Raw genomic sequence first — 26,383 nt, 5'->3', positions numbered from 1 at the left:
ATGACAGGCCGGCGCGAAACGGCGCAGTTTACCTGAAGGCGTGGCCAGGCTGTGGACGGCCGCGGCCCATGCGTCTGCCGGTGCCGCCAGGCCCTGGATCGGTCAGGGCTCCTCGAACCGCTGGCTGGCCAATTTCGTCTGGCAGATAGAGATCAATGGATGAACTGCACTGGCTATTTGCCGTTATCTTGTCTATCAGCTATTAGGGGCGCGCGTCGCCGCGACCGCTTTCTCGTCCATCTGCAGGGCTTACCACTATTGAAAACCTGGCGCCTCTGGTTGCTGTCGCTGATGCTGTTGCCGTGGCTCGCGTGCGCTGAACACCTGCGTCTGGTCGCCGATAGCTGGCCACCGTTCACCGATCAACGCCTGCCGGGCAATGGTGTGGCGACTGAACTGGTGAGCACCGCACTGAGCCGTGCCGGCTATACCAGCGACTACCGCGAAGTGCCCTGGCAGCGGGCGGTGCTGGGGGTGCAGCGTGGCGACTACGATGTACTGATCACTGCCTGGTATAGCCAGGAGCGCGAGGCCTTCGGGTATTTCTCGGCGCCCTATCTGGTCAATCGGATTCGGCTAGTGCAGCGCAAGGGCGCCGCCATCAGCTTCAGCAAGCTGTCCGACCTCTATGCCCATGAAATCGCCGTGCGTCGCGGCTATGCCTATTTCCCGGCATTCACGGCTGACCGCCAGCTGCAGACCGTCGAGGTCAGCAGTTTCGAGAACGCCGCGCGCATGGTCCACCGCGGGCGGGTGCGCCTGGCGCTGGAGGACGAGTACGTCGCCCGCTTCCTGTTCAACCATGCGCTCAAGGATATTGCCGACGATCTGGAGTTTTTGCCCGCGCCGCTGAGCGAAAACAATCTGCACATTCTTATCCGACTCAGCCATGCCGGCCACGCCGAGATCGCCCGCCGCTTCAATGCCGCCATCGCCGCCATGCAGGCAGACGGCAGCTATGCCGAGATCATGGCGCGCTATGGCCTCCAGGGGCCGCGCTGAGCGGTCATTGCCAGTTGGTTCGGCCGCGACCCTGACGCTTGGCCTGGTAGAGCTGTTGATCCGCCAGGTGCAGCAGGCTTTCCAGATCCTCGGGTACCCCCTGGTGGATGCCGGCGCTGAACGACAGCGGCGGCGCGCCCACCGCGTACTTGAGTTGCCGGCAGTGATTGCGCAGCTGGTCGAGTTCGCGGCTCAGTCGCTCGGCAGGCTGCGCGCTGATCATGGCGAACTCCTCGCCGCCCAGGCGCCCGAGCAGGGCATCCGGGAAGGCTGCAGCGAATGCCCGGCTGAAGGCGATCAGTGCGGCATCGCCGGCAGCGTGGCCGTACTCGTCGTTGATCTGCTTGAACAGGTCCATGTCGAGCATCGCCACGCTCAGTTGCTGACCATTGCGCTGTGCCTGCTGGAATTGCTGAATGCCCTGTTCGGAAAAGGCCCGGCGGTTGTTCAGGCCGGTGAGGGCGTCGAACTGTGCGGCTTTCTTCAGGGCGCGCAGCATGTCGCGGCGCTCCAGGGTGGAAATCACCCGGCAGTTGAGCTCCTCGGGGCAGAACGGCTTGCGCAGGAAGTCATCGGCGCCGTGCTTGATGAACATGGCGCTCAGCGAACCCTTGGTGTCGGCGGACAGGCCGAGAATCACCAGGTCGTTGCGTTTCATTTTCTGGCGCAGCAGCTTGACCAGTTCGAAACCGCTGATGCCCGGCATGCTGTGGTCGACCACCAGCATGTCGATATCCGGCTGCGCCTGGAGGATGCGCAGGGCTTCCTCGCCGTCCCTGGCGTCGACGATCTGGTAGCGATGCGGGGCCAGCACGTGGCGAATGAAGTTGCGGGTGGCGTCCGAGTCCTCGGCGACCAGGATCTTCACCTGGCTGTTGCTCTCCAGGCGGTGCAGCAGGCGGAAGGCGTATTCGTAGGAATGCTGGCTTTCCTTGAGCACGTAGTCGACCACGCCCTTGAGCAGCAGCTCGTCACGGCGCTTCTCGTTGTACGAGCCGCTGAGCACGATGCAGGGCAGGGCGTAGCGCATCACCAGGTCGACGCTTTCGCCATCCGGTGCATCGGGCAGGTGCAGGTCGACGACGGCGGCGAAGAACAGGTCCGCCGAGGTCTCCAGCATGACCTCGGCCTCGCCGAGCGACGCGCAGAATACCGGTTGCAGATCCGGCTCCTGGCGGAACAGGTGCTCGAGGATCTTGAGCACCAGCGGGCTGTCTTCGATGACCAGGATATTGCGCACGGAACCCCCTTCCCCTATGCCCGCACGGCCGTTGGCTTGAGTCTAGAGCGTACGCACGCGCAGCGAGCGACCTTTTATCTTGCCTTCGCTGAGGCGCTTGAGCGCTTGCACGGCCAGGCTGCGTTCAACGGCGACATAGGCCTGGAAATCGAAAATCGCGATCTTGCCGACCTGGGCGCCAGGGATGCCACCCTCGCCGGTCAGTGCACCGAGAATATCACCGGGGCGCAGTTTGTCTTTGCGCCCGGCGCCGATGCATAGCGTCATCATCAGCGGCTGCAGCGGCGCGCCGCCTTGATGCTTCAGGCTGCTCAGCGGGTGCCAGTTCAGCGGCGACTTCTGCAGGTTCTCGATGGCCTGGGCGCGATGACCTTCGGCTGGGGCGACCAGGCTCATGGCCAGGCCTTTTTCGCCGGCTCGTCCGGTGCGGCCCACGCGGTGGATGTGGATTTCCGAATCACGGGCCAGTTCGACGTTGATCACCATGTCCAGTGCATCGATATCCAGGCCGCGCGCTGCCACGTCGGTGGCGACCAGTACCGACAGGCTGCGGTTGGCGAACATCGCCAGCACCTGGTCACGGTCGCGCTGCTCCAGGTCGCCGTGCAGGGCGGCGGCGGAGATGCCTTTGGCGGTGAGGTGGTCGACCACTTCCTGGCACTGCTGCTTGGTGAAGCAGAAGGCCACGCAGGAGGTCGGGCGGTAGCAGTTGAGCAGCTTGACCACGGCGTCCATGCGCTCTTCGGGGGCGATCTCGTAGAAACGCTGTTCGATCTGGCTGTCGTCGTGCAGGGCTTCGACCTTGACCTGCTGCGGGTTGCGCATGAAGGTCGCCGACAGCTGCTTGATGCCGGCCGGGTAGGTGGCCGAGAACAGCAGGGTCTGGCGGCGCTCCGGGGTCTGGCCGATGATCTCGGCGATGCTGTCGTAGAAGCCCATGTCGAGCATGCGGTCGGCTTCGTCGAGCACCAGGGTGTTGAGGCCGTCGAGCTTCAGGGTGCCCTTGGCCAGGTGCTGCTGTACGCGCCCCGGGGTGCCGACGATGATCTGCGCACCGTGCTCCAGCGAGCCGATCTGCGGGCCCATGGGCACACCGCCGCACAGGGTGAGGATCTTGATGTTGTCCTCGCTGCGGGCCAGGCGACGCAGCTCCTTGGCAACCTGGTCGGCCAGCTCGCGGGCCGGGCACAGCACCAGGGCCTGGCAGCCGAAGTAGCGCGGGTTGAGCGGTGCCAGCAGGCCGATACCGAAGGCGGCGGTCTTGCCGCTGCCGGTCTTGGCCTGGGCAATCAGGTCCATGCCCTTGAGCATCACCGGCAGGCTCTGCGCCTGGATCGGCGTCATCTGCGCGTAACCGAGTGACTCGAGGTTCGCCAGCATGGCGGGCGACAGGGCAAGCGAGGAAAAGGCGGTGGCAGTCACGGTACGGGCCTGAAGAGCGTTCGAAAAGAGCGCTAGTGTAACAGGCGCCAGGCCATCGCCTGCCGACTGCTCGTCATTCGTCGACGTCGACCTTCACCCGCCTGGCGCTGCGCCCGTCCTCGGTCGACAGCTGCAGGAAGATGCCGGCCGCCAGGATGGTCAGCAGGCCGATGCACAGGTAGGTTGACTGGAAGGCGCTCAGCACGCCATCGGCGGCTTGCCGATTGTCCAGGCTGAAGCCGCTGAGCAGTGCGGCGCCGGTGGCGATGCCCATGCTGATCGACAGTTGCACCACCACCGACAGCAGGCCATTGCCACTGCTCGCTTCGCTGTCGGGCAGGTCGATCAGGGTCACGGTGTTCATGGCGGTGAACTGCAGCGAGTTGAAGGCGCCGATCAGGCTCAGTTGAATGGCCAGCTGCAGGTGCGAGGTCTGGCCGTCGACCAGCGCCATGCTGGTGATCAGCAGGCCCAGCAGGACGGTGTTGAAGGTCAGGATGCGGCGGTAGCCGAGGCGATCGATCAACGGCTTGGCCAGGGGTTTCATGGCCATGGCGGCGAGTGCCAGGGGAATCATGCTCATGCCGGCCTGGGCCGGCGAGTAACCCATGCCCAGTTGCAGCAGCAGCGGCGTGAGAAAGGGCAGGGCGCCAGTGCCCAGGCGGGCGAAGATATTGCCGAAAATACCAACCGCGAAGCTGCGGGTGTTGAACAGCCGTGGTGGAAACAGCGCGTTTGCCGTGCGCCCCGCGCGCAGCCAGTACGCCGCCAGGCAGGCCAGGCCGCCGAGTAGCAGGAGCACCACGCGCATGTGCGGCAGGTGCAACTCGCCCAGGCCTTCCAGCGCCATGGTGATCAGCAGCATGCTGGCGCCGAACAGCAGGAAACCGAGCAGATCGAAGCGGGTGCGCTCGCTGCCGCGCAGCTCCGGCATGAAACGGTAGGCGGCCCAGCAGCCGAGGGCGCCGACCGGCAGATTGAGCAGGAAGATCCAGTGCCAGCTGGCGTACTCCACCAGCCAACCGCCCAGGGTCGGGCCGATCAGCGGGCCGAGCAGGCCGGGCAGGGTGATGAAGCTCATGATCCTCACCAGCTCGCTGCGCGGGTAGGCGCGCAGCACCACCAGGCGCCCCACCGGCATCATCAGCGCGCCACCCAGGCCCTGGATGATGCGCGCGATCACCAGCATGTTCAGCGACTGCGAGACGGCGCACAGCAGTGAGCCGAAACTGAACAGGGCGATGGCGCCAAAGAAGATGTGCCGCGTGCCGAAGCGGTCCGCCAGCCAGCCGGATGCGGGTATCAGCAACGCCACGGTGAGCATGTAGGCGATCACCACCGACTGCATGCGCAGCGGGTCTTCGGACAGATCCGCCGCCATGCTGGGCAGGGCGGTGTTGAGGATGGTGCCATCGAGCGTCTGCATGAAGAACGCGATGGCGACGATCCAGGGCAGCAGGCGGGCAGTGCGGGCGTCGAGCAGGGTCATGGCGAGCGGCGTTCAGCAGGTGGTTGGAACAGTGTGACCCAGCTGGGCGGCGAATGTCCCAACAAAGCGACGCGCCCGGGCCTTGTGCGGACGCCGGTGCGCCCGCCTGGTCAGGATGCCGAGCGCATGTCTTCGATTACCCGCTGCGGCGTGGCGCGCACCGGCGCGCCGTTGGCCACGTGGTAGGGCGCGGTGCTGCGCGGCAACGCCTCGCGACCGCGGATACGGTCGGCGATCTTCTCGGCAATCATGATGGTGGTGGCGTTGAGGTTGCCGGTGATGATCTGCGGCATGATCGACGCATCCACCACGCGCAGCCCGTCAAGGCCATGCACGCGGCCCTGGCCGTCGACCACTGCCATGTCGTCGGTGCCCATCTTGCAGGAGCAGGAGGGGTGGAACGCGGTTTCCGCGTGCTCGCGGACAAAGGCGTCCAGCTCCTCGTCGGTCTGCACATGGGCGCCCGGGCTGATCTCGCGGCCGCGGTACGAGTCGAGGGCGGGCTGGTTCATGATCTCGCGGGTCAGGCGGATGGCGTCGCGGAACTCCTGCCAGTCCTGCTCGCTGCTCATGTAGTTGAACAGGATGCTCGGGTGCTGGCGCGGATCCCTAGACTTCAAGTGCACACGGCCGCGGCTCGGCGAGCGCATGGAGCCGACATGGGCCTGGAAGCCATGCTCCTTGACCGCGTTGCTACCGTTGTAATTGATCGCTACCGGCAGGAAGTGATACTGCAGGTTCGGCCACTCGAACTCCGGCCGCGAACGAATGAAACCGCCGGCCTCGAACTGGTTGCTGGCGCCAATGCCTTCGCCGGCCAGCAGCCACTTGGCACCGATACCGGGCTGGTTGAGCATTTTCAGCGCCGGGTACAGCGACACCGGCTGCGTGCAGGCGTACTGCACGTAAACCTCGAGGTGATCCTGCAGGTTGGCGCCGACGCCTGGCAGTTCGTGCACCATATCGATATCCAGGCCGCGCAGCAGGTCACCCGGGCCAACGCCAGAACGCTGCAGGATCTGCGGCGAGGCGATGGCGCCGGCGCACAGCAGCACTTCGCGGCGCGCATGGGCGATGGTCGCCTCGTTCGCGTTGCCGATCAGGTAGGCGACGCCATTTGCGCGCTTGCCGGTGAACAGGATGCGGTCGGTAGTGGCGTGGGTGACGATGGTCAGGTTCGGCCGTTCGCGGGCCTGGTCCAGATAGCCGCGGGCGGTGCTGGCGCGACGGCCCTCGGGCGTCACGGTGCGGTCCATCGGGCCGAAGCCTTCCTGCTGGTAACCGTTGAGGTCATCGGTGCGCGGGTAGCCGGCCTGCACGCCAGCCTCGACCATGGCGTGGAACAGCGGGTTGTTGCCGGTCTTGGGCGTGGTCACGCTGACCGGGCCGCTGTCGCCGTGGTAGTCGTTGGCGCCGATGTCACGGCTTTCCGCCTTGCGGAAATACGGCAGGCAATCGAGGTAGCTCCAGTCTTCCAGGCCGGGCTGCTTGGCCCAGTTGTCGAAGTCCATGGCGTTGCCGCGGATGTAGCACATGCCGTTGATCAGCGACGAGCCGCCCAGGCCCTTGCCGCGCCCGCACTCCATACGGCGATTGCCCATGTGCGGCTCCGGGTCGGTTTCATATGCCCAGTTGTAGCGGCGGCCTTGCAGGGGAAAGGCCAGGGCAGCCGGCATCTGGGTGCGGAAGTCGAGGCGGTAGTCGGGGCCACCGGCCTCCAGCAGCAGTACGCTGACATCCGCATCTTCGCTCAGGCGGGTCGCCAGCACGTTACCGGCCGAGCCGGCGCCAATGATGATGTAATCGAATTCCTGGGTCATGGAGGCCTCCTGGTAGGTGGCTGAGCCTTGGGCCAAGCGGATCGCAGGCCCGTGTCCGGCTCACGCAGAACGGGTTGTGCAGCGTTGCCGGGCGCGGGTGAAAGCGCCCGGCCTGCGGGTCAGAACACCGAGGCGTAATCGCCCATCTCGACCTGCACGGATTTGATGCGGGTGTAATGGGCCAGGGTGGTCAGGCCGTTCTCACGGCCGACACCGGATTGCTTGTAGCCACCGACCGGCATCTCGGCCGCCGACTCGCCCCAGGTGTTGATCCAGCAGATACCGGCTTCCAGCTTGTGGATAACCCGGTGCGCGCGGTTCAGGTCGCGGGTGACGATGCCGGCGGCCAGGCCGTAGGTGGTGTCGTTGGCGCGGCGGATCACTTCCTCTTCGCTGTCGTAGACGAGGATGCTCATCACCGGGCCGAAGATTTCTTCACGGGTGATGGTCATGTCGTCCCGGCAGTCGGTGAACACGGTTGGCGCCACGTACGCGCCATTGGCGTAGGCGCCATCAATGACGCGCTCACCACCGATCAACAGGCGCGCGCCTTGCTGGCGGCCCTGCTCGATATAACCGAGCACACGCTCCATATGGGCGAAGCTGACCAGCGGGCCGAAGTTGGTGGTGTCGTCCTGGGGGCTACCCAGGCGGATGCGTTTGACCCGCTCGACGATCTTGCTCTCGAAGCGCGCCTGCAGGGCTCGGGGCACGAACACCCGGGTGCCATTGGTGCACACCTGCCCGGAGCTGTAGAAGTTGGCCATCATGGCGATGTCCGCGGCACGATCCAGGTCGGCGTCTTCACAGACGATCAGCGGCGACTTGCCGCCCAGCTCCATGGTCACTTCCTTGAGCGACGAGCTGGAGGCGCTGGCCATGACCTTCTTGCCGGTCACGGTGCCACCGGTGAAGGAAACTTTCTCGATGCGTGGGTGCTCGGTCAGCCACTGGCCGACCTCGGCGCCCAGGCCGGTCAGTACGTTGAACACGCCGTCCGGCAGGCCGGCCTCGCTGTAGATCTCAGCCAGCTTCAGGGCAGTCAGCGAGGTGACTTCGCTGGGCTTGAAGATCATCGCGTTGCCGGCGGCCAGGGCCGGCGCGGATTTCCACAGGGCGATCTGGATCGGGTAGTTCCAGGCGCCGATACCGGCAACCACACCCAGCGGCTCGCGGCGGGTGTAGACGAAGCTGGTGTCGCGCAGCGGGATCTGCTCGCCTTCGATGGCCGGAATCAGGCCAGCGTAGTACTCCAGCACGTCGGCGCCGGTGACGATATCGACATAGCGGGTTTCCGACAGCGGCTTGCCGGTATCGAGGGTTTCCAGCTCGGCGAGCTCGTCGTTGCGTTCGCGCAGGATGTCCACCGCCTTACGCAAGATGCGCGAGCGCTGCATGGCGGTCATCGCCGTCCACACCTTCTGGCCTCGTTCGGCACTGGCCACGGCGCGTTCGACATCATCCTGGCTGGCGCGCTGCACGTTGGCGAGCACCTCGCCGGTGGCCGGGTTGATGCTTTGAAAGGTGGCGCCGCTGCTGGCGTCCACGTACTGGCCGCCAATGTAGAGCTGCTGATCTGCGAATCGGGCCATAGGGCGTCCTCCTGAGCGGGGCAAGACGCGCTTTGGGCGCCTTGGCGAATGGGTCGACTGAACGAGATGAAAAGGGATGTCAGCCGATTTGGTTAAAAAACAGCCTAGTTTATTTTTATTGATCGATCAATCAATAAAAATCCCAGGGACGACCAGAAGCGTGCCAGATGCGCCATGGGCGCTGGGCTCAAGGTGTTGTGCGGGGGCTCTCGGACGAATGATGACTGTGGGAGCCAGCGAAGACAGCAGGCTTACTCGGCTTTGGCCAACTGCAAATCGAGGTGGAGTCGTAGGATGGGTCGGGCCGCGTAGGTGAAACCCATCGGGGGCTGATGGGTTGCACCCATCCTACGGGCTGCGGCCGGGCTCAGCCCGCCTTCGCCAACTGCAGATCGAGGTAGTCGTAGGCGATCTGCGCGGCCTGCCGGGTGTCGAAGTTTTCCCCGGTCAGGGCGCCGCGCAACCACAGGCCGTCGATCAGCGCCGCCAGGCCGCGGGCCGCGGCACGAGCCTCTGCTAGCGGCAGAGCACGGCTGAACTGGCCGCACAGGTTGGAATACAGGCGCTGATCATTGACCCGTTGCAGGCGGCGCAGCGCCGGCTGGTGCATGCTGCTGGCCCAGAACGCCAGCCAGGTCTTCATCGCCGGGCCGCTGACCTGGGTTTCGTCGAAGTTGCCGTCGATGATGGCGCGCAGTCGCGCCCGCGGGGTGTCTTCGCGCAAGAGCCGGTAACGCGCGTGCACGGCCTCGCGCAGCGCCTGCATGAGATGGCGCATGGTGGCTTCGAGCAGGCCGTTCTTGTCCTGGAAGTAGTGGCTGATGATGCCGTTCGACACCCCGGCAATCCGCGCGATGTAGGCGATGCTGGCATCGCTCATGCCAACCTGGTCGACGGCTTCGAGGGTGGCCGCAATCAGTTGCGAGCGGCGGATCGGCTGCATTCCGACCTTGGGCATCGTGTTCTCCGGCGAGGGGTGTCGTCCGAGTCTAACAGAGCGCGCGGGGTTGTCGGCGCGTTCAGGTTTCTCAGCGCCTGTTCACGATCTTTATGCGCATGAAGCGGCAGCGACAAGGCAAGAGCAGCCGTTCGCCGCTTTGGCTCTTTGATGCTTCTCCTGCATAGCAATAACAGACGACACCAATCGCCCCCTCAGGAGGCCGAGTGGAATCGTTGTGTAGGGGGACGAGCCGCATGGATGCGGCGAGAGGCCTGATGGGCCAGGGATGGCTCTTCCAGGCCGGCCCCCGGAACGACGATGCAACGAGGGAACCCCAGCGCAGCTGGGGCCGGATGTCGGGGCTAGACCTTTTGGTTACTTTTGGGGCAATGCCAAAAGTAACCCGCTCGTCAGAGCGGAACCGAGCGCATAAACGAATCGATAATGCTGGCGAACCCATCGTGGGAATCGGCTTTTCGCGGACATGGCCCTCTCCCACAGATAGAGGTCTTACGGCCTTTTCCCGCCACTCAGCTGCGAAAATCGACGAATCTGGGCTGAAAGATCATGAACAGGCCTTCAGGCGATCAGCCGGTAGCCGACACCCGCTTCGGTGACGATCAACCGTGGCGCCGCCGGGTCGTCACCGAGCTTCTGGCGCAGGTGGGCGATGACTATGCGCAGGTAATGGCTGTGCTCGATATGGGTCGGGCCCCAGATGTCGCGCAGCAGTTGCTGCTGGGTGACGACCATGCCGGGATGGCGGGCCAGGGCCTCGAGCACCGCATACTCCTTGCGGGTCAGGCTGATCTCTTGATCGTCCAGAGTGACCCGGCGAAAGGCGAAGTCGACCCGTAGCGGGCCGCTGGCCAGGGCAGCCGCAGGCTTTTCGCTCGCCGGACGGTTGCGCAGCAGCGCACGTACCCGGGCAAGGAACTCCTGCACGCCGAAGGGCTTACTGACGTAGTCGTTGGCGCCGTTGTCCAGGGCCAGCACCTTGTCCTTTTCGCCGGCGCGCACCGACAGCACCAGCACCGGTACGCTCGACCACTCGCGCAGGCGTACAAGCACCTGCTGGCCGTCCAGGTCGGGCAGGCCGAGGTCGAGCACCACCAGGTCGGGTTGCTCCAGGGCGGCCAGGCGCAGCGCCGCTTCGCCGCCTTCGGCCTCCAGCACCTGATAGCCCTGGGCCTGCAGGCCGATGCGCAGGAACTTGCGGATCGCCGCTTCGTCGTCGACCAGCAGAATGCGTGCTTCAGTCATGGCCAGCGCTCGCCTCGGGATGTTGCAACGGCAGTTGCAGGATCACCCTGGTGCCCTGGCCGGGCGCGGACTCGACCCGCGCCGTGCCGCCGTGGGCGTTGAGCATGCCCAGGCAGATCGCCAGGCCCAGGCCGGTGCCCTGACCGCCGCGGTCGCCTCGGGCCGCGGTGTAGAACAGGTCGAATACCTGGCTCTGCTCGTCGGCGGGAATGCCGGGACCCTGGTCGCTGATGGCGAAGCTGAAGGTCTCCTCGTCGTGACTCAGGCGGATATCGATCAGCCCGCCGGGTGGCGAGAAGCGCGCTGCGTTGTCCAGCACGTTGATCAGCGCCTGTTCGATCAGCGCGCCCTGCACCCACAGCAGCGGCAGCTCGGCGGGCACTTGGGTGTTCACGTGCAGGCCCTGCAATACCGGCTGCAAGCGCTGCACGGCGGCGGCGAGCAGGTCGCCAGCGGCCACCCAGTCGCGCTCCAGGTGCAGGCCGCCGTGGCCCAGGCGGGTCATGTCCAGCAGGTTCTGGATGTAGCGATCCAGGCGCGAGGCTTCGCTGGCGGTACTGTGCAGCAGGTCGTCGCGGGTTGCCGTGTCCAGGCTGTCGATGAACAGCTGCAGGGTTTCGATATTGCCGCGCATGGCGGTCAGCGGCGTGCGCAGGTCATGGGACACCGAGGCGAGCAGGGCGCTGCGCAGGCGCTCGGTTTCATGTTGCAGGCGCGTCTGGCCGAGGGTTTCGACCAGCTGTACGCGGGCCAGGGCGTGGGCCAGCAGCGGCAGCAACACGTCGATCAGCTGGCGCTGCTCGCCCGCCGGCGGGTCGCCCTGGGCGGTGCGCATGCCGAGTAGGGCCAGCGGCTGGTCGTTGTCCATCAAGGGCCACCACCACCAGTGCGGGTGGGTCAGGCTGTGGCTGTCGTAGCCGCGCGGGTGGCGGCTCTGCCAGGCATGTTCGGCACTGATGCGTTCCAGCTCGCTGAGTGCCAGTGGGCTGCCGTCGGCCTGGTGCCAGTTGCCTTGGGCGTCGCGGCCGAGCAGGCACAGGCGCTCGGCCGGCAGGTCCAACTGGCTGAGCATGGCGGCCAGCAGGTCGCGTTGATCCTGGGCGCTGGACAGCCGCCCGGCAAAACCCAGCAGGCTTTCGGTCTGCCCCTGGGCCACCTGCAGGTCGCGGAACTGCTGGCGCTGACGCGCGGCGAGGTTGCCGGTGAGCAGGGCGATGAGCAAGAAGAACATCAGGGTCAGCACGTCCTGCTCGCGGTGCACCACCACCGACCAGGTCGGCGGCAGGAAGCAGAACCCGTAGGCGGCAAATGACAGCAGGGCGCACAGCAACGCCGGGCCGACGCTGCTGCGTACCGCCACCACCAGCACCACGGCGAGAAACACCAGGGAGATGTTCGGCAGATCCAGCCAGCGTGAGACGGCCAGCGCCAGCAGGCAACCGAGCCCGGCGGCGAGGGCGGCCAGCAGGTAATCGCGTGCCGGGGCTGGCGTGCGGTGGGTGAGGCGAGCGGCGGCGGTCGGCATGCGCAATTCCGGTACAGGTCGTGGGCAGATCATGGCGCTGTGCAAGGTTGGCGTAAAGAAGCGCGCCTGCGCGTAAAAAAGCCGTAAAACTGCGCGGGGTAAAGCTGCTGCACGCGCAAAGCCGGCGTATACCTAGAGGTAATTGAGTTCATCACGGATACCCGCAACGTGAGCACCCCCTCCCGTACCTCGCCCATCGCCCTGTTGGTCGGTGCCGTCGGCATCGTCTATGGCGACATCGGTACCAGCCCGCTGTACAGCCTCAAGGAAATCTTCTCGCCGCATTACGGCGTCGGCCTGTCCCAGGCCAGCGTGCTGGGCATCCTGTCGCTGATCTTCTGGTCGCTGACCCTGGTGGTAACGGTCAAGTACGTGATGTTCATCCTGCGCGCCGACAACGGCGGCGAGGGCGGCATCATGGCGCTCACCGCCCTGGCGCAACGGGCGGCCGCCGATTATCCGCGGCTGCGTACCGTGCTGATCATGCTCGGCCTGTTCGGCGCCGCGCTGTTCTACGGCGACAGCATGCTCACTCCGGCCGTTTCGGTGCTCTCCGCCGTGGAAGGCGTCGGCCTGGTGGTCGACGGCATCGACCATTGGGTGGTGCCGGTGGCACTGCTGATCCTCATTCCGCTGTTCCTGCTGCAGCGCCACGGTACCGCCCGCATCGGCTACCTGTTCGGCCCGGTGATGGTGGTCTGGTTCGTGGTGCTCGGCGCCCTGGGCGTGCATGGCATCGTGCAGCGCCCGGAGGTGCTGCTGGCGCTCAACCCCTATTGGGCGCTGCAGTTCTTCATTGCCAACCCGCTGCTCGGGCTGACGGTGATGGGCGCCGTGGTGCTGACCATCACTGGCGCCGAGGCGCTGTACGCCGACCTTGGCCACTTCGGTCGCAGGCCCATCGTGCAGGCCTGGCTGTTGCTGGCCTTTCCTGGTCTGATTCTCAACTACTTCGGCCAGGGCGCGCTGCTGCTGACCGATCCCGAGGCAGTGCGCAACCCGTTCTACCTGCTGGCGCCGGGCTGGGCGCTGATCCCGCTGATCGGCCTGTCGACGCTGGCCACCATCATCGCCTCCCAGGCGGTGATCACCGGCGCCTTCTCGGTGACCCGCCAGGCGATCCAGCTCGGCTACGTGCCGCGCATGCAGATCCTGCACACCTCCAGCGCCGAGCAGGGGCAGATCTACATTCCATTGATCAACAGCATGCTGCTGGTCGGTGTGGTGCTGCTGGTGCTCGGATTCCAGTCGTCCAGCGGCCTGGCTGGCGCCTACGGCGTGGCGGTGACCGGCACCATGCTGTGCACCACGCTGCTGGTGTCGTCGGTGATCCTGCTGCTGTGGCGCTGGCCGAAGGTGCTGGCCGTGCCGCTGCTGGCGGTGTTCCTGCTGGTCGATGGCATCTTCTTCGCCGCCAACGTGCCGAAGATCATCGGTGGCGGTGCGGTGCCGATGGTCGTCGGCCTGCTGCTGTTCGGCCTGATGACCACCTGGAAGCGCGGGCGCCAACTGGTGCTCGAACGGCTCGACGAACACTCCCTGGTGCTGCGCGACTTCATCGCCAGCATCGCCCTGCAGCCGCCCCATCGGGTGACCGGTACGGCAGTATTCCTCACCAGCCGGGTCGAGGTGGTGCCCCATGCGCTGTTGCACAACCTGCTGCACAACCAGGTGCTGCACGAACGGGTGATGCTGCTCACCGTGCTTTACGAGGACCGTCCGCGGGTACCCCTGGCCGAGCGCTTCGAACTCGATGCCTATGACCAGGGCTTCTACCGCGTGCGCCTGCGCTTCGGCTTCCTCGAGGCACCGGACATTCCCCAGGCACTGGCCCAGTTGAGCGAGCACGGCCTGGATTGCCCGCCGATGCGCACCACCTACTTCCTCAGCCGGGAAACGGTGATTCCCTCCGAACGCATCGGCATGGCCATGTGGCGCGAACGGCTGTTCGCGGTGCTGCAGAAGAATGCCGGCAGCTCGCTGGGCTTCTTTCGCCTGCCGGTGAACCGGGTGATCGAGTTGGGGACGCAGGTGGAGATCTAGAGGTAGGAGCGGTTGGCAGCAAGCTTTTGTGGGAGCGCGGCATGCGCGAAAATCGCGGGCATGGCCCGCTCCCACAGGGATATGGCAGTGGCCGCTACCGCTGCCGTCGCCCGTCGAATCAAACCTTCTCCCGCTTGCGCCAAACACTCGCCAGCCACGGCTGCTGCTCGCGGGGCAAACCGGTGGGGCGGTAGTAGTGTTCCAGTTCGTCGAAGCCGGCGGAGCCGAGCAGGTGGCGCCAGCTGTCCAGGTCGTGCCAGGCGCCGTAGCGTTCGCCGCTCCAGCCTTCCTGGTTGTCACCACGGGGGTTGGAGCTGAACAGCACGCCGCCGGGCTTCAGGCTGGCGCGCAGTTCCCTGAGCACCCGCGGCAGTTCCTGGCCCGGAATATGGAACAGCACGGCGTTGGCGAAGATGCCGTCGAAGCGCTCGGCCGGTAGATCCAGCGTGAGAAAGTCATGCTGCCACACCTCGCAGCCGCTGTCGGCGCGGGCCATGGCGACGAACTCCGGGCAGCCGTCGAGGCCCACGGGCTGGTGGCCCAGGGCCTTGAAGGCGCGCAGATCACGGCCGGGGCCACAGCCGAAGTCGAGAATGCTCAGGGGCGCCTTGCCGCGAATATGACGCAGCAGCGCATCGATGTTCTGGCTGACGTCATGGTCGCGGGTGCCTTCGCGAAAATCTTCGGCGCCGGCCTGGTAATGGGCCAGGGTGCGGGAGGTGATCTGTTGCAGTTGTTGGTGATCGAGGGGCATGGCGAGCCTCCGTACAAAATCTGGCGGTCATTTAACCCCATTCTGCAGGCGTTGCGCCGCCGGGTTACCATCGCACCCTGAACAGCATTCGAGGTGGCAGGGTGGATCTACAGCAGGGCTTCGTCCTGACCCGGCACTGGCGCGATACGCCGGCCGGCAGCCAGGTGGAATTCTGGCTGTCGACCGACGCCGGCCCGCGCCTGGTGCGCCTGCCGCTACAAACCTCGGTGGCCTTTATTCCTGCCGAGCAGCGTACCCGCGCCGAGGCGTTGATCGCCGGCGACCCACAGTTCGAACTGCGCCCGTTGCAGCTGCGTGACTTCCACCAGCGGCCGGTGCTCGGCCTGTACTGCCCTCAGCAGCGTCCGCTTATTCAGCTGGAACAGACCCTGCGCCAGGGCGGGGTGAATGTTTACGAAGCTGATATCCGCCCGCCCGAGCGTTACCTGATGGAGCGCTTTATCACCGCGCCGGTGCTGTTCAGCGGTACGCCGGCGGCGGACGGCGTGCTGGTCGATGCCCAACTCAAACCGGCGCCGGACTACCGCCCAACGCTCAAGCTGGTGTCCCTGGACATCGAGACCACTGCCCGTGGCGAGCTGTATTCCATCGCCCTGCAAGGCTGCGGCCAACGCCAGGTTTACATGCTCGGGCCGCCGAATCGTGAGGCCGAGGTGGACTTCGACCTCACCTATCTGGACAGCCGTGCCGCGCTGCTGGAGGCGCTGAACGACTGGCTGGAGCGCCATGACCCGGACGCCATCATCGGCTGGAATGTGGTGCAGTTCGACCTGCGCGTGCTGCACGAGCATGCCCAGCGCCTGCAGGTGCCACTGCGCTTGGGGCGTGGCGGCGAATTGCTGAGCTGGCGCGAGCACGGCGCCAAGCAGCATTTCTTCGCCAGTGCGCCGGGGCGGTTGATCATCGACGGCATCGAGGCGCTGCGCTCGGCGACCTGGAGCTTCCAGTCGTTCAGCCTGGAGAGCGTCTCACAGCAGTTGCTTGGCGAGGGCAAGGCGATCGACAACCCTTACCAGCGCATGGACGAGATCAACCGCATGTTCGCCGAGGACAAGCCGGCCCTGGCCCGCTACAACCTCAAGGACTGCGAGCTGGTCACGCGCATTTTCGCCAAGACCGAGCTGCTCACCTTTCTGCTCGAGCGGGCCACGGTCACCGGCCTGCCGGTGGATCGCAGCGGCGGCTCGGTGGCGGCGTTCAGCCACCTGTACATGCCGCTGATGCATCGCCAGGGTTTCGTGGCGCCCAACCAGGGCGAACGCCCGCCCGAAGCCAGCCCGGGTGGGTTCGTCATGGATTCGCGGCCGGGGCTGTACGAGTCGGTGCTGGTGCTCGATTACAAGAGCCTGTACCCGTCGCTGATCCGCACCTTTCTGATCGACCCGGTGGGGCTGATCGAGGGCCTGCGCCAGCCCGATGACGAACACTCGATTCCCGGCTTTCGTGGCGCGCGTTTCTCGCGCACCAGGCATTGCCTGCCGGCTATCGTCGAGCGTGTGTGGCAGGGCCGCGAGGCGGCCAAGCGTGCCGGCAACGCACCGCTGTCCCAGGCCCTGAAGATCATCATGAACGCCTTCTACGGCGTGCTCGGCTCCAGCGGCTGCCGCTTCTTCGATACCCGCCTGGCCTCGTCCATCACCCTGCGCGGCCATGAAGTGATGCGCCGTACCCGCGAGCTGATCGAGGCCGAGGGGCACGCGGTGATCTACGGCGATACCGACTCCACCTTCGTGTGGCTGCGCCGCGCTCACGGCGAGGAGGAGGCCGAGCGCATCGGCCGCGGCCTGGTGCAGCGGGTCAACGCCTGGTGGCGTGAGCACCTCGAGGCCGGGTTCGGTTTGCAGAGCGCCCTGGAACTGCAGTTCGAGACCCATTTCAGGCGCTTTCTGATGCCCACCATCCGCGGCATGGAGGAGGGTAGCAAGAAGCGCTACGCCGGTCTGATCCGCCGCGCCGACGGGAGCGAAGAGATGGTCTTCAAGGGCCTGGAAACGGTGCGCAGCGACTGGTCGCCGCTGGCCCAGCAATTCCAGCAGGAGCTGTATCTGCGCATCTTCAAGGGCCAGCCCTACCAGGACTACGTGCGTGACTACGTGCAGCGCACCCTGGCCGGTGAATTCGAAGAGCGCCTGGTGTACCGCAAGCGCCTGCGCCGCCGCCTCGACGACTACCAGCGCAACGTGCCGCCCCACGTGCGCGCGGCACGCCTGGCCGACGAACACAACGACGCCATGGGCCGCCCGCGCCAGTATCAGAGCGGCGGCTGGATCAGCTACGTGATCAGCGTCGCCGGCCCGGAGCCCCTGGAGCTGCGCCGCGCACCCATCGACTACGGCCATTACCTGAGCAAACAGCTGCAGCCGGTGGCCGACGCCATCCTGCCGTTCGTGGATGACGACTTCACGGCGCTGATCGGCGGGCAGCTGGAGCTATTCTGAGATCGCCTGGCCGCGAGCCTGGCCCTCTCGCCGTCGCTCTGGCATCGTCGTGATCGCATTCATCACCCGCTGGAGCCCCTGATGATCCATCCCCTGCATGCCAAACTCGGTTGCTTGCAGATCGAACATGTCGCCTTCGATAGCCAGGCGGCGCATATCCATCTGCGCAACGGCCAGCAGTTCGCCCTCAGGCTCGACGGTTACCTGCGCCTCGACCGTCTTTCTGCCGCGCAGCGTGACGACATGCGGCTGGAGGGCGGCGGCTTCGTCGCCAGCTGGCGGCATCATGACGCGGGGCTGTGCGACAGCATCGACCTGGCCTGGGATGAGCTGCAGGACCAGGCCCTGAAGCGCCTGCACGCAGCTGACTGGGACCTGGAGGCCATCAGCCTGCGTGATCGTCAGCTGGTTGTGTTGTGGCGGCTACAGGCCGATTACTACAACGGCGGTCTGATGCAGTTCTTCGCCAACTGGGGCATGCCGACCTTCGAACTGGCGCAACAGGCGCTGACGCTGATCGGTTTACCGGCGGCCTGCCAGGCGCTGCGTGATCTATATGCGGTGTTCGCCCGCCTGCAGGACGAACCCGAGGAAATCGCGCTGTGGGACATCTGCAGCTGGCTCAGCGAAGCGGAGAATGCGCGCATCGAAGCGCTGAACGAGGGCTTCGAGGCGCTGATCGATGACCTGCCGATCCTGGCCTTGCATCATTTCCTGATCGTCGACGCCGATCGACCTTCGACCGATTAGCCGGAACCTCGACCGCCGCCGGCGCTCTTTACTGGACATTCGTAAGGAGGCGACCCGCCATGGCGCTCAGTGAAAAACACAAGATGCTCACCGGCGAACTCTACCTGGCCAGTGACCCGGAGTTGCAGGCCGACAGCGCAGCGACCATCGCCTGGCTGGCGCGCTATAACGGCAATTTGGGATTGTCGCCGGCCGAGCGCACCCAGGTGCTGGGCGAGCGGCTGGCCGCCGTCGGCAAGGGCGTGGTGGTGCGCTCGCCGTTTCACTGCGATTACGGCTTCAATATCAGCCTGGGTGACGGCGTGTTCATCAACTTCAACTGCGTGATCCTCGACGTGGTGGCGGTGAGCATCGGCGACAAGACGCAGATCGGCCCGGGCGTGCAGATTCTCACTGCCGACCACCCGCGCGACCCGGCCGAGCGGGAGTCCGGCCTGGAGTTCGGGCGGCCGGTGACCATCGGCCGCAACGTGTGGATCGGCGCCGGGGCGTTGATCCTGCCGGGGGTGAGCATTGGCGACGATGCGCTGATCGGCGCCGGCAGCGTGGTGACCCGCGACGTGCCAGCCGGTGCCACGGTGGTCGGCAATCCGGCACGGATACGCGACTGAGCAGAGCGGAAAAGGCTCGCGTACCGCAAGGCAGGTCGTCGAGCCTTTGTCGTTCTGGTTATAAATAAATCATTATTTATTCTTTTTAATATTTTCTGATCCTCAGCATAGTGAGCGCCACGCAACGACTCACCTGAGGAGCACAGCCATGAGCATTCGCCTGGGCGACATAGCCCCCGACTTCGAACAGGACTCCAGTGAAGGCCCCATCCGCTTCCACGAGTGGCTGGGCAGCCAGTGGGGCATCCTGTTCTCCCACCCGGCCGACTTCACCCCGGTGTGCACCACCGAGCTGGGCTTCACCGCCAAGCTCAAGGACGAGTTCGCCAAGCGCAACGTCAAGGCCATCGCCCTGTCCGTCGACCCGGTCGATTCGCACCTCAAGTGGATCGGCGATATCAACGAGACCCAGAACACCGCCGTCAACTTCCCGATCCTTGCCGACGCCGACCGCAAGGTGTCCGAACTCTACGACCTGATCCACCCCAATGCCAACGACACCCTGACGGTGCGCTCGCTGTTCGTCATCGACCCGAACAAGAAGGTGCGTCTGACCATCACCTACCCGGCGAGCACCGGGCGCAACTTTCACGAAATTCTGCGGGTGATCGATTCGTTGCAGCTCACCGACAGCCACAAGGTGGCCACGCCCGCCAACTGGCAGGACGGTGACGAGGTGGTAATCGTGCCGTCGCTCAAGGACGAGGACGAGATCAAGCAGCGCTTCCCCAAAGGCTATCGCGCCGTGAAGCCTTACCTGCGTCTCACCCCGCAGCCGAACAAGTAAGGACGCGCCATGCTGGTGGTTTTTCTGGGCGGCAGCCCGAGCCTGAAATCGCGCTCCAATATCTTGTTGGATAAAGCGCGGCAGTGGCTGCAGGCCAGCGGCGTGGAGGTGGTGACCTACCAGGTGCGCGACTTCGACGCCGAGGACCTGTTGTTCGCCCGCTTCGACAGCCCGCGAATCCAGGGCTTGCAAGCCCATGTGGCCGCCGCCGATGGCCTTGTGGTGGCAACGCCGGTGTACAAGGCTTCGTTCTCCGGCGCCCTGAAAACCCTGCTCGACCTACTGCCCGAGCGCGCGTTGCAGCACAAGGTGGTGTTGCCGGTGGCTACCGGCGGCAGCAATGCGCACATGCTGGCGGTGGATTACGCCCTGAAGCCGGTGCTGTCCGCACTCAAGGCCCAGGAAGTGCTGCACGGCGTATTCGCCGATGACAGCCAGATCAGTTACACCGAGGCTGGCGGCGACCTAGCGCCGGCCCTGGAGCAGCGTCTGGACGATGCCTTGCAACAGCTGACTCAGGCACTCGATCGCCGGCCCCAGCCCATTGCGCCGGGCCTGCTCAACGAGCGACTGCTAAGCGGGCGCTGGAGCGCCTGAGGTAACCCGCACCTGAATTCCAGGCAGTTCGCTGCCGCCCCACCTTACTAGCCCGTCAACGAGGCAGCAGGTGGCCACACACTCAATGCAGAGGAGAGCGCCATGCGCACTGTCACCCTGCGTCGGAGTCTGGTCGCCTTCTTTGCCGCGACCATTTCCTTCGGCGCCATTACCCAAGCCCAAGCAGCTCCTGATAACAAGAGCGTCTTGCGAATCGGTTATCAGAAGTACGGCACCCTGGTGTTGCTCAAGGCCAACGGCGCGCTGGAAAAGCGCCTGGCCGCCAAGGGCATCGACGTGAAATGGACCGAGTTTCCCGGCGGGCCGCAACTGCTCGAAGGCCTGAACGTCGGCTCGGTGGACTTCGGCACCACCGGCGAAACGCCGCCGGTATTCGCCCAGGCCGCCGGTGCCGATCTGCTCTACGTGGCCTTCGAACCACCTGCACCGACCAGCGAAGCCATCCTGGTACCGAAGGATTCACCGATCAAGTCGGTCGCCGAGCTCAAGGGCAAGAAGGTCGCCCTCAACAAGGGCTCCAACGTGCACTACCTGTTGGTGCGCGCCCTGGAAGAGGCCGGCCTTAAGTACAGCGATATCCAGCCGGTTTACCTACCGCCTGCCGACGCCCGCGCCGCCTTCGAGCGTGGCAGCGTCGATGCCTGGGTGATCTGGGACCCCTTCCAGGCCGCCGCCGAACAGCAGCTGCAGGCGCGCACTCTGGTCGACGGCAAAGGCCTGGTCAGCAACCACCAGTTCTACCTGGCCACCCGCCCCTATGCCGAGCAGCACCCCGAGGTGATCGAGGCGCTGGTCGAGGAAATCCGCGCCATTGGCGAATGGGTCAAGGCCAATAACGAGCAGACCGTGGCCCAGGTCGCGCCGCTGCTCGGCCTGTCCGCGGACATCACTCGCCTGGCGGTACAGCGCCAGAGCTACGGCGCCCAGCTGATCACCCCGGAGGTGGTCGAGGCGCAGCAGAAGATCGCCGACACCTTTACCGCGCTCAAGCTGATTCCCAAGCAGCTGAACATCAGCGACGTGATCTGGCACGCGCCGGCCAGCAAGGTCGCCGGGCAATAAATTTCCGCCCCCGCCGGTTGGACGGGGTATCTGATTTCCAAGGAGACCACTCCATGAGCCTCAACATCTTCTGGTTCCTGCCCACCCACGGCGATGGCCACTACCTCGGTACCTCGCAAGGGGCCCGCGCCGTCGACCACGGCTACCTGCAGCAGATCGCCCAGGCCGCCGACCGCCTCGGTTTCGGCGGCGTACTGATCCCCACCGGGCGTTCCTGCGAGGATTCCTGGCTGGTCGCCGCCTCGCTGATTCCGGTGACCCAGCGCCTGAAATTTTTGGTCGCCCTGCGCCCGGGGATCATTTCCCCAACCGTGGCCGCGCGTCAGGCAGCGACCCTGGATCGTCTGTCAGGTGGCCGCGCGCTATTCAACCTGGTGACCGGCGGTGACCCGGACGAGCTGGCCGGTGATGGCCTCAACTTGTCCCATGCCGAGCGTTACGAGGCGTCCGTCGAATTCACCCGCATCTGGCGCCGCGTGCTGGAAGGCGAGGTGGTCGATTACGACGGCAAACACATTCAGGTCAAAGGCGCCAAGCTGCTCTATCCGCCTGTCCAGCGACCACGCCCGCCGCTGTACTTCGGCGGCTCCTCGGAAGCGGCGCAGGATCTGGCCGCCGAGCAGGTCGAGCTGTACCTGACCTGGGGCGAGCCGCCCGCCGCGGTAGCTGAGAAAATCGCCCAGGTGCGTGAGAAGGCCAAGGCTCAGGGTCGCGAAGTGCGCTTCGGCATTCGCCTGCACGTGATCGTGCGGGAAACCAATGAAGAGGCCTGGAAGGCCGCCGACAAGCTGATCGCCCATGTCGACGACGACACCATCGCCCGGGCCCAGGCCTCCCTGGCGCGCTTCGATTCGGTCGGCCAGCAGCGCATGGCCGCCCTGCACGGCGGCAGCAAGGACAACCTGGAAGTATCGCCGAACCTGTGGGCCGGCGTCGGCCTGGTGCGTGGTGGTGCCGGTACCGCGCTGGTCGGTGATGGCCCAACGGTCGCCGAACGGGTCAGGGAATACGCCGCGTTGGGCATCGATACCTTCATCTTCTCTGGTTATCCACACCTCGAAGAATCCTATCGCGTCGCCGAGCTGCTGTTCCCCCATCTGGAGGTGAACCGCCCGGCGCTGCCGGAAGGCGCCAACTACGTCAGTCCGTTCGGTGAAATGGTCGCCAACGACATTCTGCCCAAGGCGGCTTCGGCCAGCTGAACCACGGCCGGGCGTGGATGGTCCGGCCCGCGATGATTTCGAGGTACGCGATGAGCAAGATATCCTCCAACAGCCTGGCCCTGCGCCTGGCGCCCTGGGCCTTGCCTGTGGCGCTGCTGGTCGCCTGGCAGGGCTCGGTGGCGCTGGGGCTGCTGTCCACGCGCATCCTGCCGGCGCCCAGTGCGGTATTCGAGGCCGGCTGGCAACTGCTGTCCAGCGGCGAAATCTGGACGCACCTGGCAATCAGTGGCTGGCGCGCCGTTGTCGGTCTCGCCATCGGCGGTGGCATCGGCCTGGCGCTGGGCTTCATCACCGGTTTGTCGAAGTGGGGTGAGCGGCTGATTGACAGCTCGGTGCAGATGATCCGCAACGTGCCGCACCTGGCGCTGATCCCGCTGGTGATCCTGTGGTTCGGCATCGACGAGAGCGCGAAGATCTTTCTGGTCGCCCTCGGCACCCTGTTTCCGATCTACCTGAACACCTACCACGGCATCCGCAACGTTGACCCGGCACTGGTGGAAATGGCGCGCAGCTATGGCCTGTCCGGCTTTGCGCTGTTCCGTCAGGTAATTCTGCCCGGTGCGCTGCCATCGATTCTGGTCGGTGTGCGCTTCGCCCTTGGCCTGATGTGGCTGACCCTGATCGTCGCCGAGACCATTTCCGCCAGCAGCGGCATCGGTTACCTGGCGATGAACGCTCGCGAATTCCTGCAGACCGACGTGGTGGTGCTGGCCATTCTGCTCTACGCCGTGCTCGGCAAGCTGGCCGACGTCGCTGCGCGTGGCCTCGAACGTGCCTGGTTGCGCTGGCACCCGGCTTATCAGGGAGCGGCTGCGAAATGAATGCGCCATTGAATGTTTTGCATGACATCAAACGAGGCACCCCGCTGACCATTCGCGGCATCCGGAAATCCTTCGGTGAGCGTGAGGTGCTCAAGGGTATCGACCTGACCATTCCGGCCGGCCAGTTCGTCGCCGTGGTTGGCCGCAGTGGTTGCGGCAAGAGCACCTTGCTGCGCCTGCTTGCCGGCCTCGATCAGCCCACCGCTGGTGAACTGCTGGCCGGCGACGCGCCGTTGGCCGCCAGCCGCGACGATACCCGGCTGATGTTCCAGGAGGCGCGTCTGCTGCCCTGGAAGCGGGTGATCGACAACGTCGGCCTGGGCCTGACCGGTGATTGGCGGCCCAAGGCCCAGCAGGTGCTGGAAGCCGTGGGCCTGGCTGATCGCGCCAGCGAGTGGCCGGCTGCGCTGTCCGGCGGCCAGAAGCAACGCGTCGCCCTGGCCCGCGCGCTGATTCATGAACCACGCCTGTTGCTGCTCGACGAGCCCCTCGGCGCTCTCGACGCGCTGACCCGCATCGAGATGCAGCAACTGATCGAAGGCCTGTGGAAAAAACATGGTTTTACCGTGCTGCTGGTTACCCATGACGTCAGCGAAGCGGTGTCGACGGCGGACCGGGTGATCCTTATCGAAGACGGTGAGATCGGCCTCGACCTCGAAGTGGATCTGCCACGCCCACGTAATCGCGGCTCCGCGTACCTGGCAGAGCTGGAAGCCGACGTGCTCAACCGTGTGCTGCAAATCCCTGCGCTGCCGGCGCAACCCGACCCGGTTTCACCCCTGCCGACCCAGCTGCGCTGGGCGCTCTAACCCCTGACTTCATGCCCTGAACGGGCAATTTATAACTCCAGGAGATTTACCCATGACCATCAAAGCCATCAACGTTCGCAACCAGTTCAAAGGCACCATCAAGGAAATCGTCGAAGGCGACGTGCTGTCAGAAATCGACGTGCAGACCGCTGCCGGTATCGTCACCTCGGTGATCACCACCCGTTCCGTGCGCGAACTGGAGCTGGGCGTGGGCAGCGAGGTGATTGCCTTCGTGAAGTCCACCGAAGTATCGATTGCCAAGCTCTGATTGCTGCAGTTAACAGTTTGTGGGAGCGGGCCGTGTCCGCGAAAATTCGCGCGCATGGCGCGCTCCCACAGGCTGTTGCCTTGCCTTCACCTTCTTGCTTGATCACAAACTCGCTGTGAGAAAGGCTGAAATCGTACTCGTCGCCCACAGGAACATTGTGTGGGAACGGGCGGGGACGCCTAGTCCATGCCCGCGAAAATCGCGGGGGTGCCTTCCGCTCATGGGTGACCTGCAGTCGAACAAGCCCAAATAGAAAGGCCGGCATTTACGCCGGCCTTTCTCGTTCCTACTGCTGAATCGCTAGCGCTCTTCGCGCAGCTTGGCCATCTGCCGTTCGAGCAGCGCCGGGTACGGATCGAGCAGGCGCTCGACGCAGCTGGCGCCCTCGGGGCTGGCGATGGCGCGGATGCGCGCACGCTGGCGCAGGGTGGCATCTTCGCCAACGCGGCGCTCGACCAGCAGCAGGTTGCGGCTGTGTTGCGAGAGAGCCAGGGCATCCTGGGCGGTTTCGCTGAGCAGCAGATCACCCTGACTCAGCCCTTGCAGGCCTTCGCCCAGGGTCAGGCCCAGTTGCAGGTGCAGGGTGATGCCGCTGTCGGCGACCTCGATCTGCAGGGCATGGCCAAGGGCGCGCAGCAATTCACCACAGCAGATGGCGTGGGTCAGGTAGTCGTCGCCGCTGGTGTCGTGATGGAACAGCATCAGGCTGCTGCCATCGTTGAGCGTATGCAGCTCGGCCTTGTAGAGCGTGGCGGCCTTGTCCAGGCAGCCGCGATAGCTTTCCAGCAGCTCCATCAGACGGCTGCGGGGCAGGCGGCGCAGCTGCTCCTGGGCGCCCAGTTGAACGGCCAGCACCGCGCTCTTGCGTGGTTTCAGCGGGGCCGCTGGCGCGGGCTTGGCCGGGCTGTCTTCGTCGTCGTAGAGGTCGGCGAAGGCATCATCGTCGTGTTCGTCACGACGGCGGCTTGGCGGATCGTAGTCGTCCCCGCTGTCGAAGCGGGTGTCACGCAGATCACGCATCGCGAAGCTCGGCGCGGCGCGCTCGTCACGGCCATCGTGGTCGTCCTCGCGGTGGTCGTCGAGGAACTCGTCGCCCAGGTCATCGAGGTCGTCGAATTCCGGCTCGGGTTCGGGCTCGGGCTCCGGTTTCTCAGGGGCCAGGCGCGCCTGCAGCTGGCGCGCCAGGTCACCGATCTCGTCCTGGCGGTTGCCGCCCGGGGCGTAGTCGTCCGGATCGCGCAGCCAGACGCGCATCTGCATCAATGGCGTGGAGATCTGCCGGCCCAGACGCAGGCTCAGCGACAGGGTCAGGGCCAGCAGGATCAGGCTGAGAATGCCCATGCTCTGCAGGCTTATGGTCATCGGCTGTTCGAACTGCTGCATGTCCAGGCTGATACGCAGCTGCCCGGCCATCACCTCCTGGAAGGTGATGGGCGTCGAATACAGGCCTTCGGTTTCGCCGAGCATGCTCTTGCTTGGACGGGTGCCGGCTTCGGCGAGGATGCGGTTGTCGACGCTGTAGATGGCCGCGTGAGCCACCAGCGGGTTTTTCACCAGGTTGTTGAGCAATACGTTGAGGCTGAGGATGTCGTTGGACACCAGCAGTTCGGTGGCCGAGGCCGCGGTCTGGGTGATCAGGCTGCTGCCCAGCGCTTCGGCCTGCTGCTGCATGGCCTGCTTGAACTGCATGCCTATTACCCAGGCATAGATCACCAGCGCCATAGCCACCAGCAACAGGCTGTGGCTGACGATGCGCAATGCCACCGGCACCCGGCGTTGGCGCAGGGCACGGAAAAGCAGAAGGAAGAAATTGTCGGGCTTTACGGGGGCGGGCCGGTTCACAGAGCTCGGCTCTCGTTGACTGGAAGTGGCGCGCAGTATAGCG

The 26,383-nt window shown here is 65.3% G+C and carries 21 protein-coding genes and 2 pseudogenes; 12 read left to right on the top strand and 11 right to left on the bottom strand.

Translation table 11 applies throughout. The features are described from left to right. The first annotated feature begins 291 nt into the window (after positions 1–291). Entirely contained in the window at positions 292–1,002 is a 711-nt protein-coding gene (locus BM154_RS08145; protein WP_074882445.1) for a substrate-binding periplasmic protein, read from the top strand. A gap of 4 nt (positions 1,003–1,006) precedes the next feature. On the opposite strand, the gene BM154_RS08140 is transcribed toward BM154_RS08145, so the two are convergent. The 9 genes and pseudogenes from BM154_RS08140 to BM154_RS24700 all read right to left on the bottom strand — a co-directional run. Then, on the bottom strand, positions 1,007–2,242 hold the full coding sequence (locus BM154_RS08140; RefSeq protein ID WP_074882127.1) for a diguanylate cyclase domain-containing protein: 1,236 nt from the start codon (positions 2,240–2,242) through the stop codon (positions 1,007–1,009). A 42-nt stretch (positions 2,243–2,284) separates the two neighbouring features. Continuing rightward, positions 2,285–3,622 (bottom strand): ATP-dependent RNA helicase DbpA, encoded by a 1,338-nt coding sequence (gene dbpA / locus BM154_RS08135; RefSeq protein ID WP_425272831.1) that lies wholly within the window; start codon positions 3,620–3,622, stop codon positions 2,285–2,287. Between the two features lie 115 nt (positions 3,623–3,737). Beyond that, positions 3,738–5,153, bottom strand: coding sequence for a multidrug transporter subunit MdtD (gene mdtD / locus BM154_RS08130; RefSeq protein WP_074882123.1), 1,416 nt, complete (start codon positions 5,151–5,153; stop codon positions 3,738–3,740). Positions 5,154–5,263: 110 nt separating this feature from the next. Then, the gene (gene betA / locus BM154_RS08125) at positions 5,264–6,973 is read right to left on the bottom strand and encodes a choline dehydrogenase (protein ID WP_074882121.1); all 1,710 of its coding nucleotides are present in this window, start codon (positions 6,971–6,973) and stop codon (positions 5,264–5,266) included. Positions 6,974–7,092: 119 nt separating this feature from the next. Further along, a complete protein-coding gene (gene betB, locus BM154_RS08120) occupies positions 7,093–8,565 on the bottom strand; it encodes a betaine-aldehyde dehydrogenase (RefSeq protein ID WP_074882119.1) in 1,473 nt (490 codons plus the stop codon). 367 nt (positions 8,566–8,932) lie between these two features. Beyond that, positions 8,933–9,523: a transcriptional regulator BetI gene (betI, locus tag BM154_RS08115; protein ID WP_074882117.1), complete on the bottom strand. Its 591-nt coding sequence runs from the start codon at positions 9,521–9,523 to the stop codon at positions 8,933–8,935. Between the two features lie 561 nt (positions 9,524–10,084). Then, complete coding sequence (locus BM154_RS08110) at positions 10,085–10,768, bottom strand: response regulator (protein WP_074882115.1); 684 nt, start codon at positions 10,766–10,768, stop codon at positions 10,085–10,087. Beyond that, positions 10,761–11,534 (bottom strand): annotated as a pseudogene (locus BM154_RS24705) (sensor histidine kinase); the annotation flags it as partial. The gene BM154_RS08110 and the pseudogene BM154_RS24705, both read right to left, overlap by 8 nt. 405 nt (positions 11,535–11,939) lie before the next feature. Then, a pseudogene (locus BM154_RS24700) lies at positions 11,940–12,293 on the bottom strand (DUF4118 domain-containing protein); the annotation flags it as partial. A 168-nt stretch (positions 12,294–12,461) separates the two neighbouring features. Here BM154_RS24700 and BM154_RS08100 point away from each other — a divergent pair. Next, complete coding sequence (locus BM154_RS08100; protein ID WP_139225400.1) at positions 12,462–14,336, top strand: potassium transporter Kup; 1,875 nt, start codon at positions 12,462–12,464, stop codon at positions 14,334–14,336. A gap of 118 nt (positions 14,337–14,454) precedes the next feature. Here the strand turns inward: BM154_RS08100 and BM154_RS08095 are convergent, their stop codons facing one another. After that, the gene (locus tag BM154_RS08095) at positions 14,455–15,090 is read right to left on the bottom strand and encodes a class I SAM-dependent methyltransferase (RefSeq protein ID WP_074882109.1); all 636 of its coding nucleotides are present in this window, start codon (positions 15,088–15,090) and stop codon (positions 14,455–14,457) included. A 101-nt stretch (positions 15,091–15,191) separates the two neighbouring features. On the opposite strand from BM154_RS08095, the gene BM154_RS08090 reads away from it, so the two are divergent. From BM154_RS08090 to BM154_RS08045, 10 genes are all read left to right on the top strand, one after another. Then, a complete protein-coding gene (locus BM154_RS08090) occupies positions 15,192–17,549 on the top strand; it encodes a DNA polymerase II (RefSeq protein ID WP_074882108.1) in 2,358 nt (785 codons plus the stop codon). A gap of 81 nt (positions 17,550–17,630) precedes the next feature. Beyond that, on the top strand, positions 17,631–18,299 hold the full coding sequence (locus BM154_RS08085) for a DMP19 family protein (RefSeq protein WP_074882106.1): 669 nt from the start codon (positions 17,631–17,633) through the stop codon (positions 18,297–18,299). Positions 18,300–18,358: 59 nt separating this feature from the next. Further along, complete coding sequence (locus BM154_RS08080; protein ID WP_074882104.1) at positions 18,359–18,910, top strand: sugar O-acetyltransferase; 552 nt, start codon at positions 18,359–18,361, stop codon at positions 18,908–18,910. A gap of 148 nt (positions 18,911–19,058) precedes the next feature. Then, entirely contained in the window at positions 19,059–19,697 is a 639-nt protein-coding gene (locus BM154_RS08075) for a peroxiredoxin (RefSeq protein WP_074882102.1), read from the top strand. 9 nt (positions 19,698–19,706) lie between these two features. Then, positions 19,707–20,294: an NADPH-dependent FMN reductase gene (gene ssuE / locus BM154_RS08070; RefSeq protein WP_074882100.1), complete on the top strand. Its 588-nt coding sequence runs from the start codon at positions 19,707–19,709 to the stop codon at positions 20,292–20,294. A 102-nt stretch (positions 20,295–20,396) separates the two neighbouring features. Beyond that, positions 20,397–21,377 carry a sulfonate ABC transporter substrate-binding protein gene (locus BM154_RS08065; RefSeq protein WP_074882099.1) on the top strand — a complete coding sequence of 327 codons (981 nt, stop codon included), beginning with the start codon at positions 20,397–20,399 and terminating at the stop codon, positions 21,375–21,377. A gap of 53 nt (positions 21,378–21,430) precedes the next feature. Beyond that, positions 21,431–22,579 (top strand): FMNH2-dependent alkanesulfonate monooxygenase, encoded by a 1,149-nt coding sequence (ssuD, locus tag BM154_RS08060; RefSeq protein WP_074882097.1) that lies wholly within the window; start codon positions 21,431–21,433, stop codon positions 22,577–22,579. Positions 22,580–22,629: 50 nt separating this feature from the next. After that, entirely contained in the window at positions 22,630–23,421 is a 792-nt protein-coding gene (gene ssuC / locus BM154_RS08055) for an aliphatic sulfonate ABC transporter permease SsuC (RefSeq protein ID WP_074882095.1), read from the top strand. Further along, complete coding sequence (gene ssuB, locus BM154_RS08050) at positions 23,418–24,230, top strand: aliphatic sulfonates ABC transporter ATP-binding protein (RefSeq protein ID WP_074882092.1); 813 nt, start codon at positions 23,418–23,420, stop codon at positions 24,228–24,230. Before ssuC ends, ssuB begins: the two co-directional genes overlap by 4 nt. 52 nt (positions 24,231–24,282) lie before the next feature. Beyond that, positions 24,283–24,498: a TOBE domain-containing protein gene (locus BM154_RS08045; RefSeq protein ID WP_013793202.1), complete on the top strand. Its 216-nt coding sequence runs from the start codon at positions 24,283–24,285 to the stop codon at positions 24,496–24,498. A gap of 300 nt (positions 24,499–24,798) precedes the next feature. Here BM154_RS08045 and BM154_RS08040 read toward each other — a convergent pair whose 3' ends face one another. After that, positions 24,799–26,340, bottom strand: a complete 1,542-nt coding sequence (locus BM154_RS08040; RefSeq protein WP_074882090.1) for an AhpA/YtjB family protein — start codon at positions 26,338–26,340, stop codon at positions 24,799–24,801. Positions 26,341–26,383: the final 43 nt, after the last annotated feature.

Source organism: Phytopseudomonas argentinensis (assembly GCF_900113905.1).
Classification (GTDB): domain Bacteria; phylum Pseudomonadota; class Gammaproteobacteria; order Pseudomonadales; family Pseudomonadaceae; genus Aquipseudomonas; species Aquipseudomonas argentinensis.
Note: the sequence above shows the minus strand (reverse complement) of the source record. Positions and strands in the feature narration are given on the sequence as shown.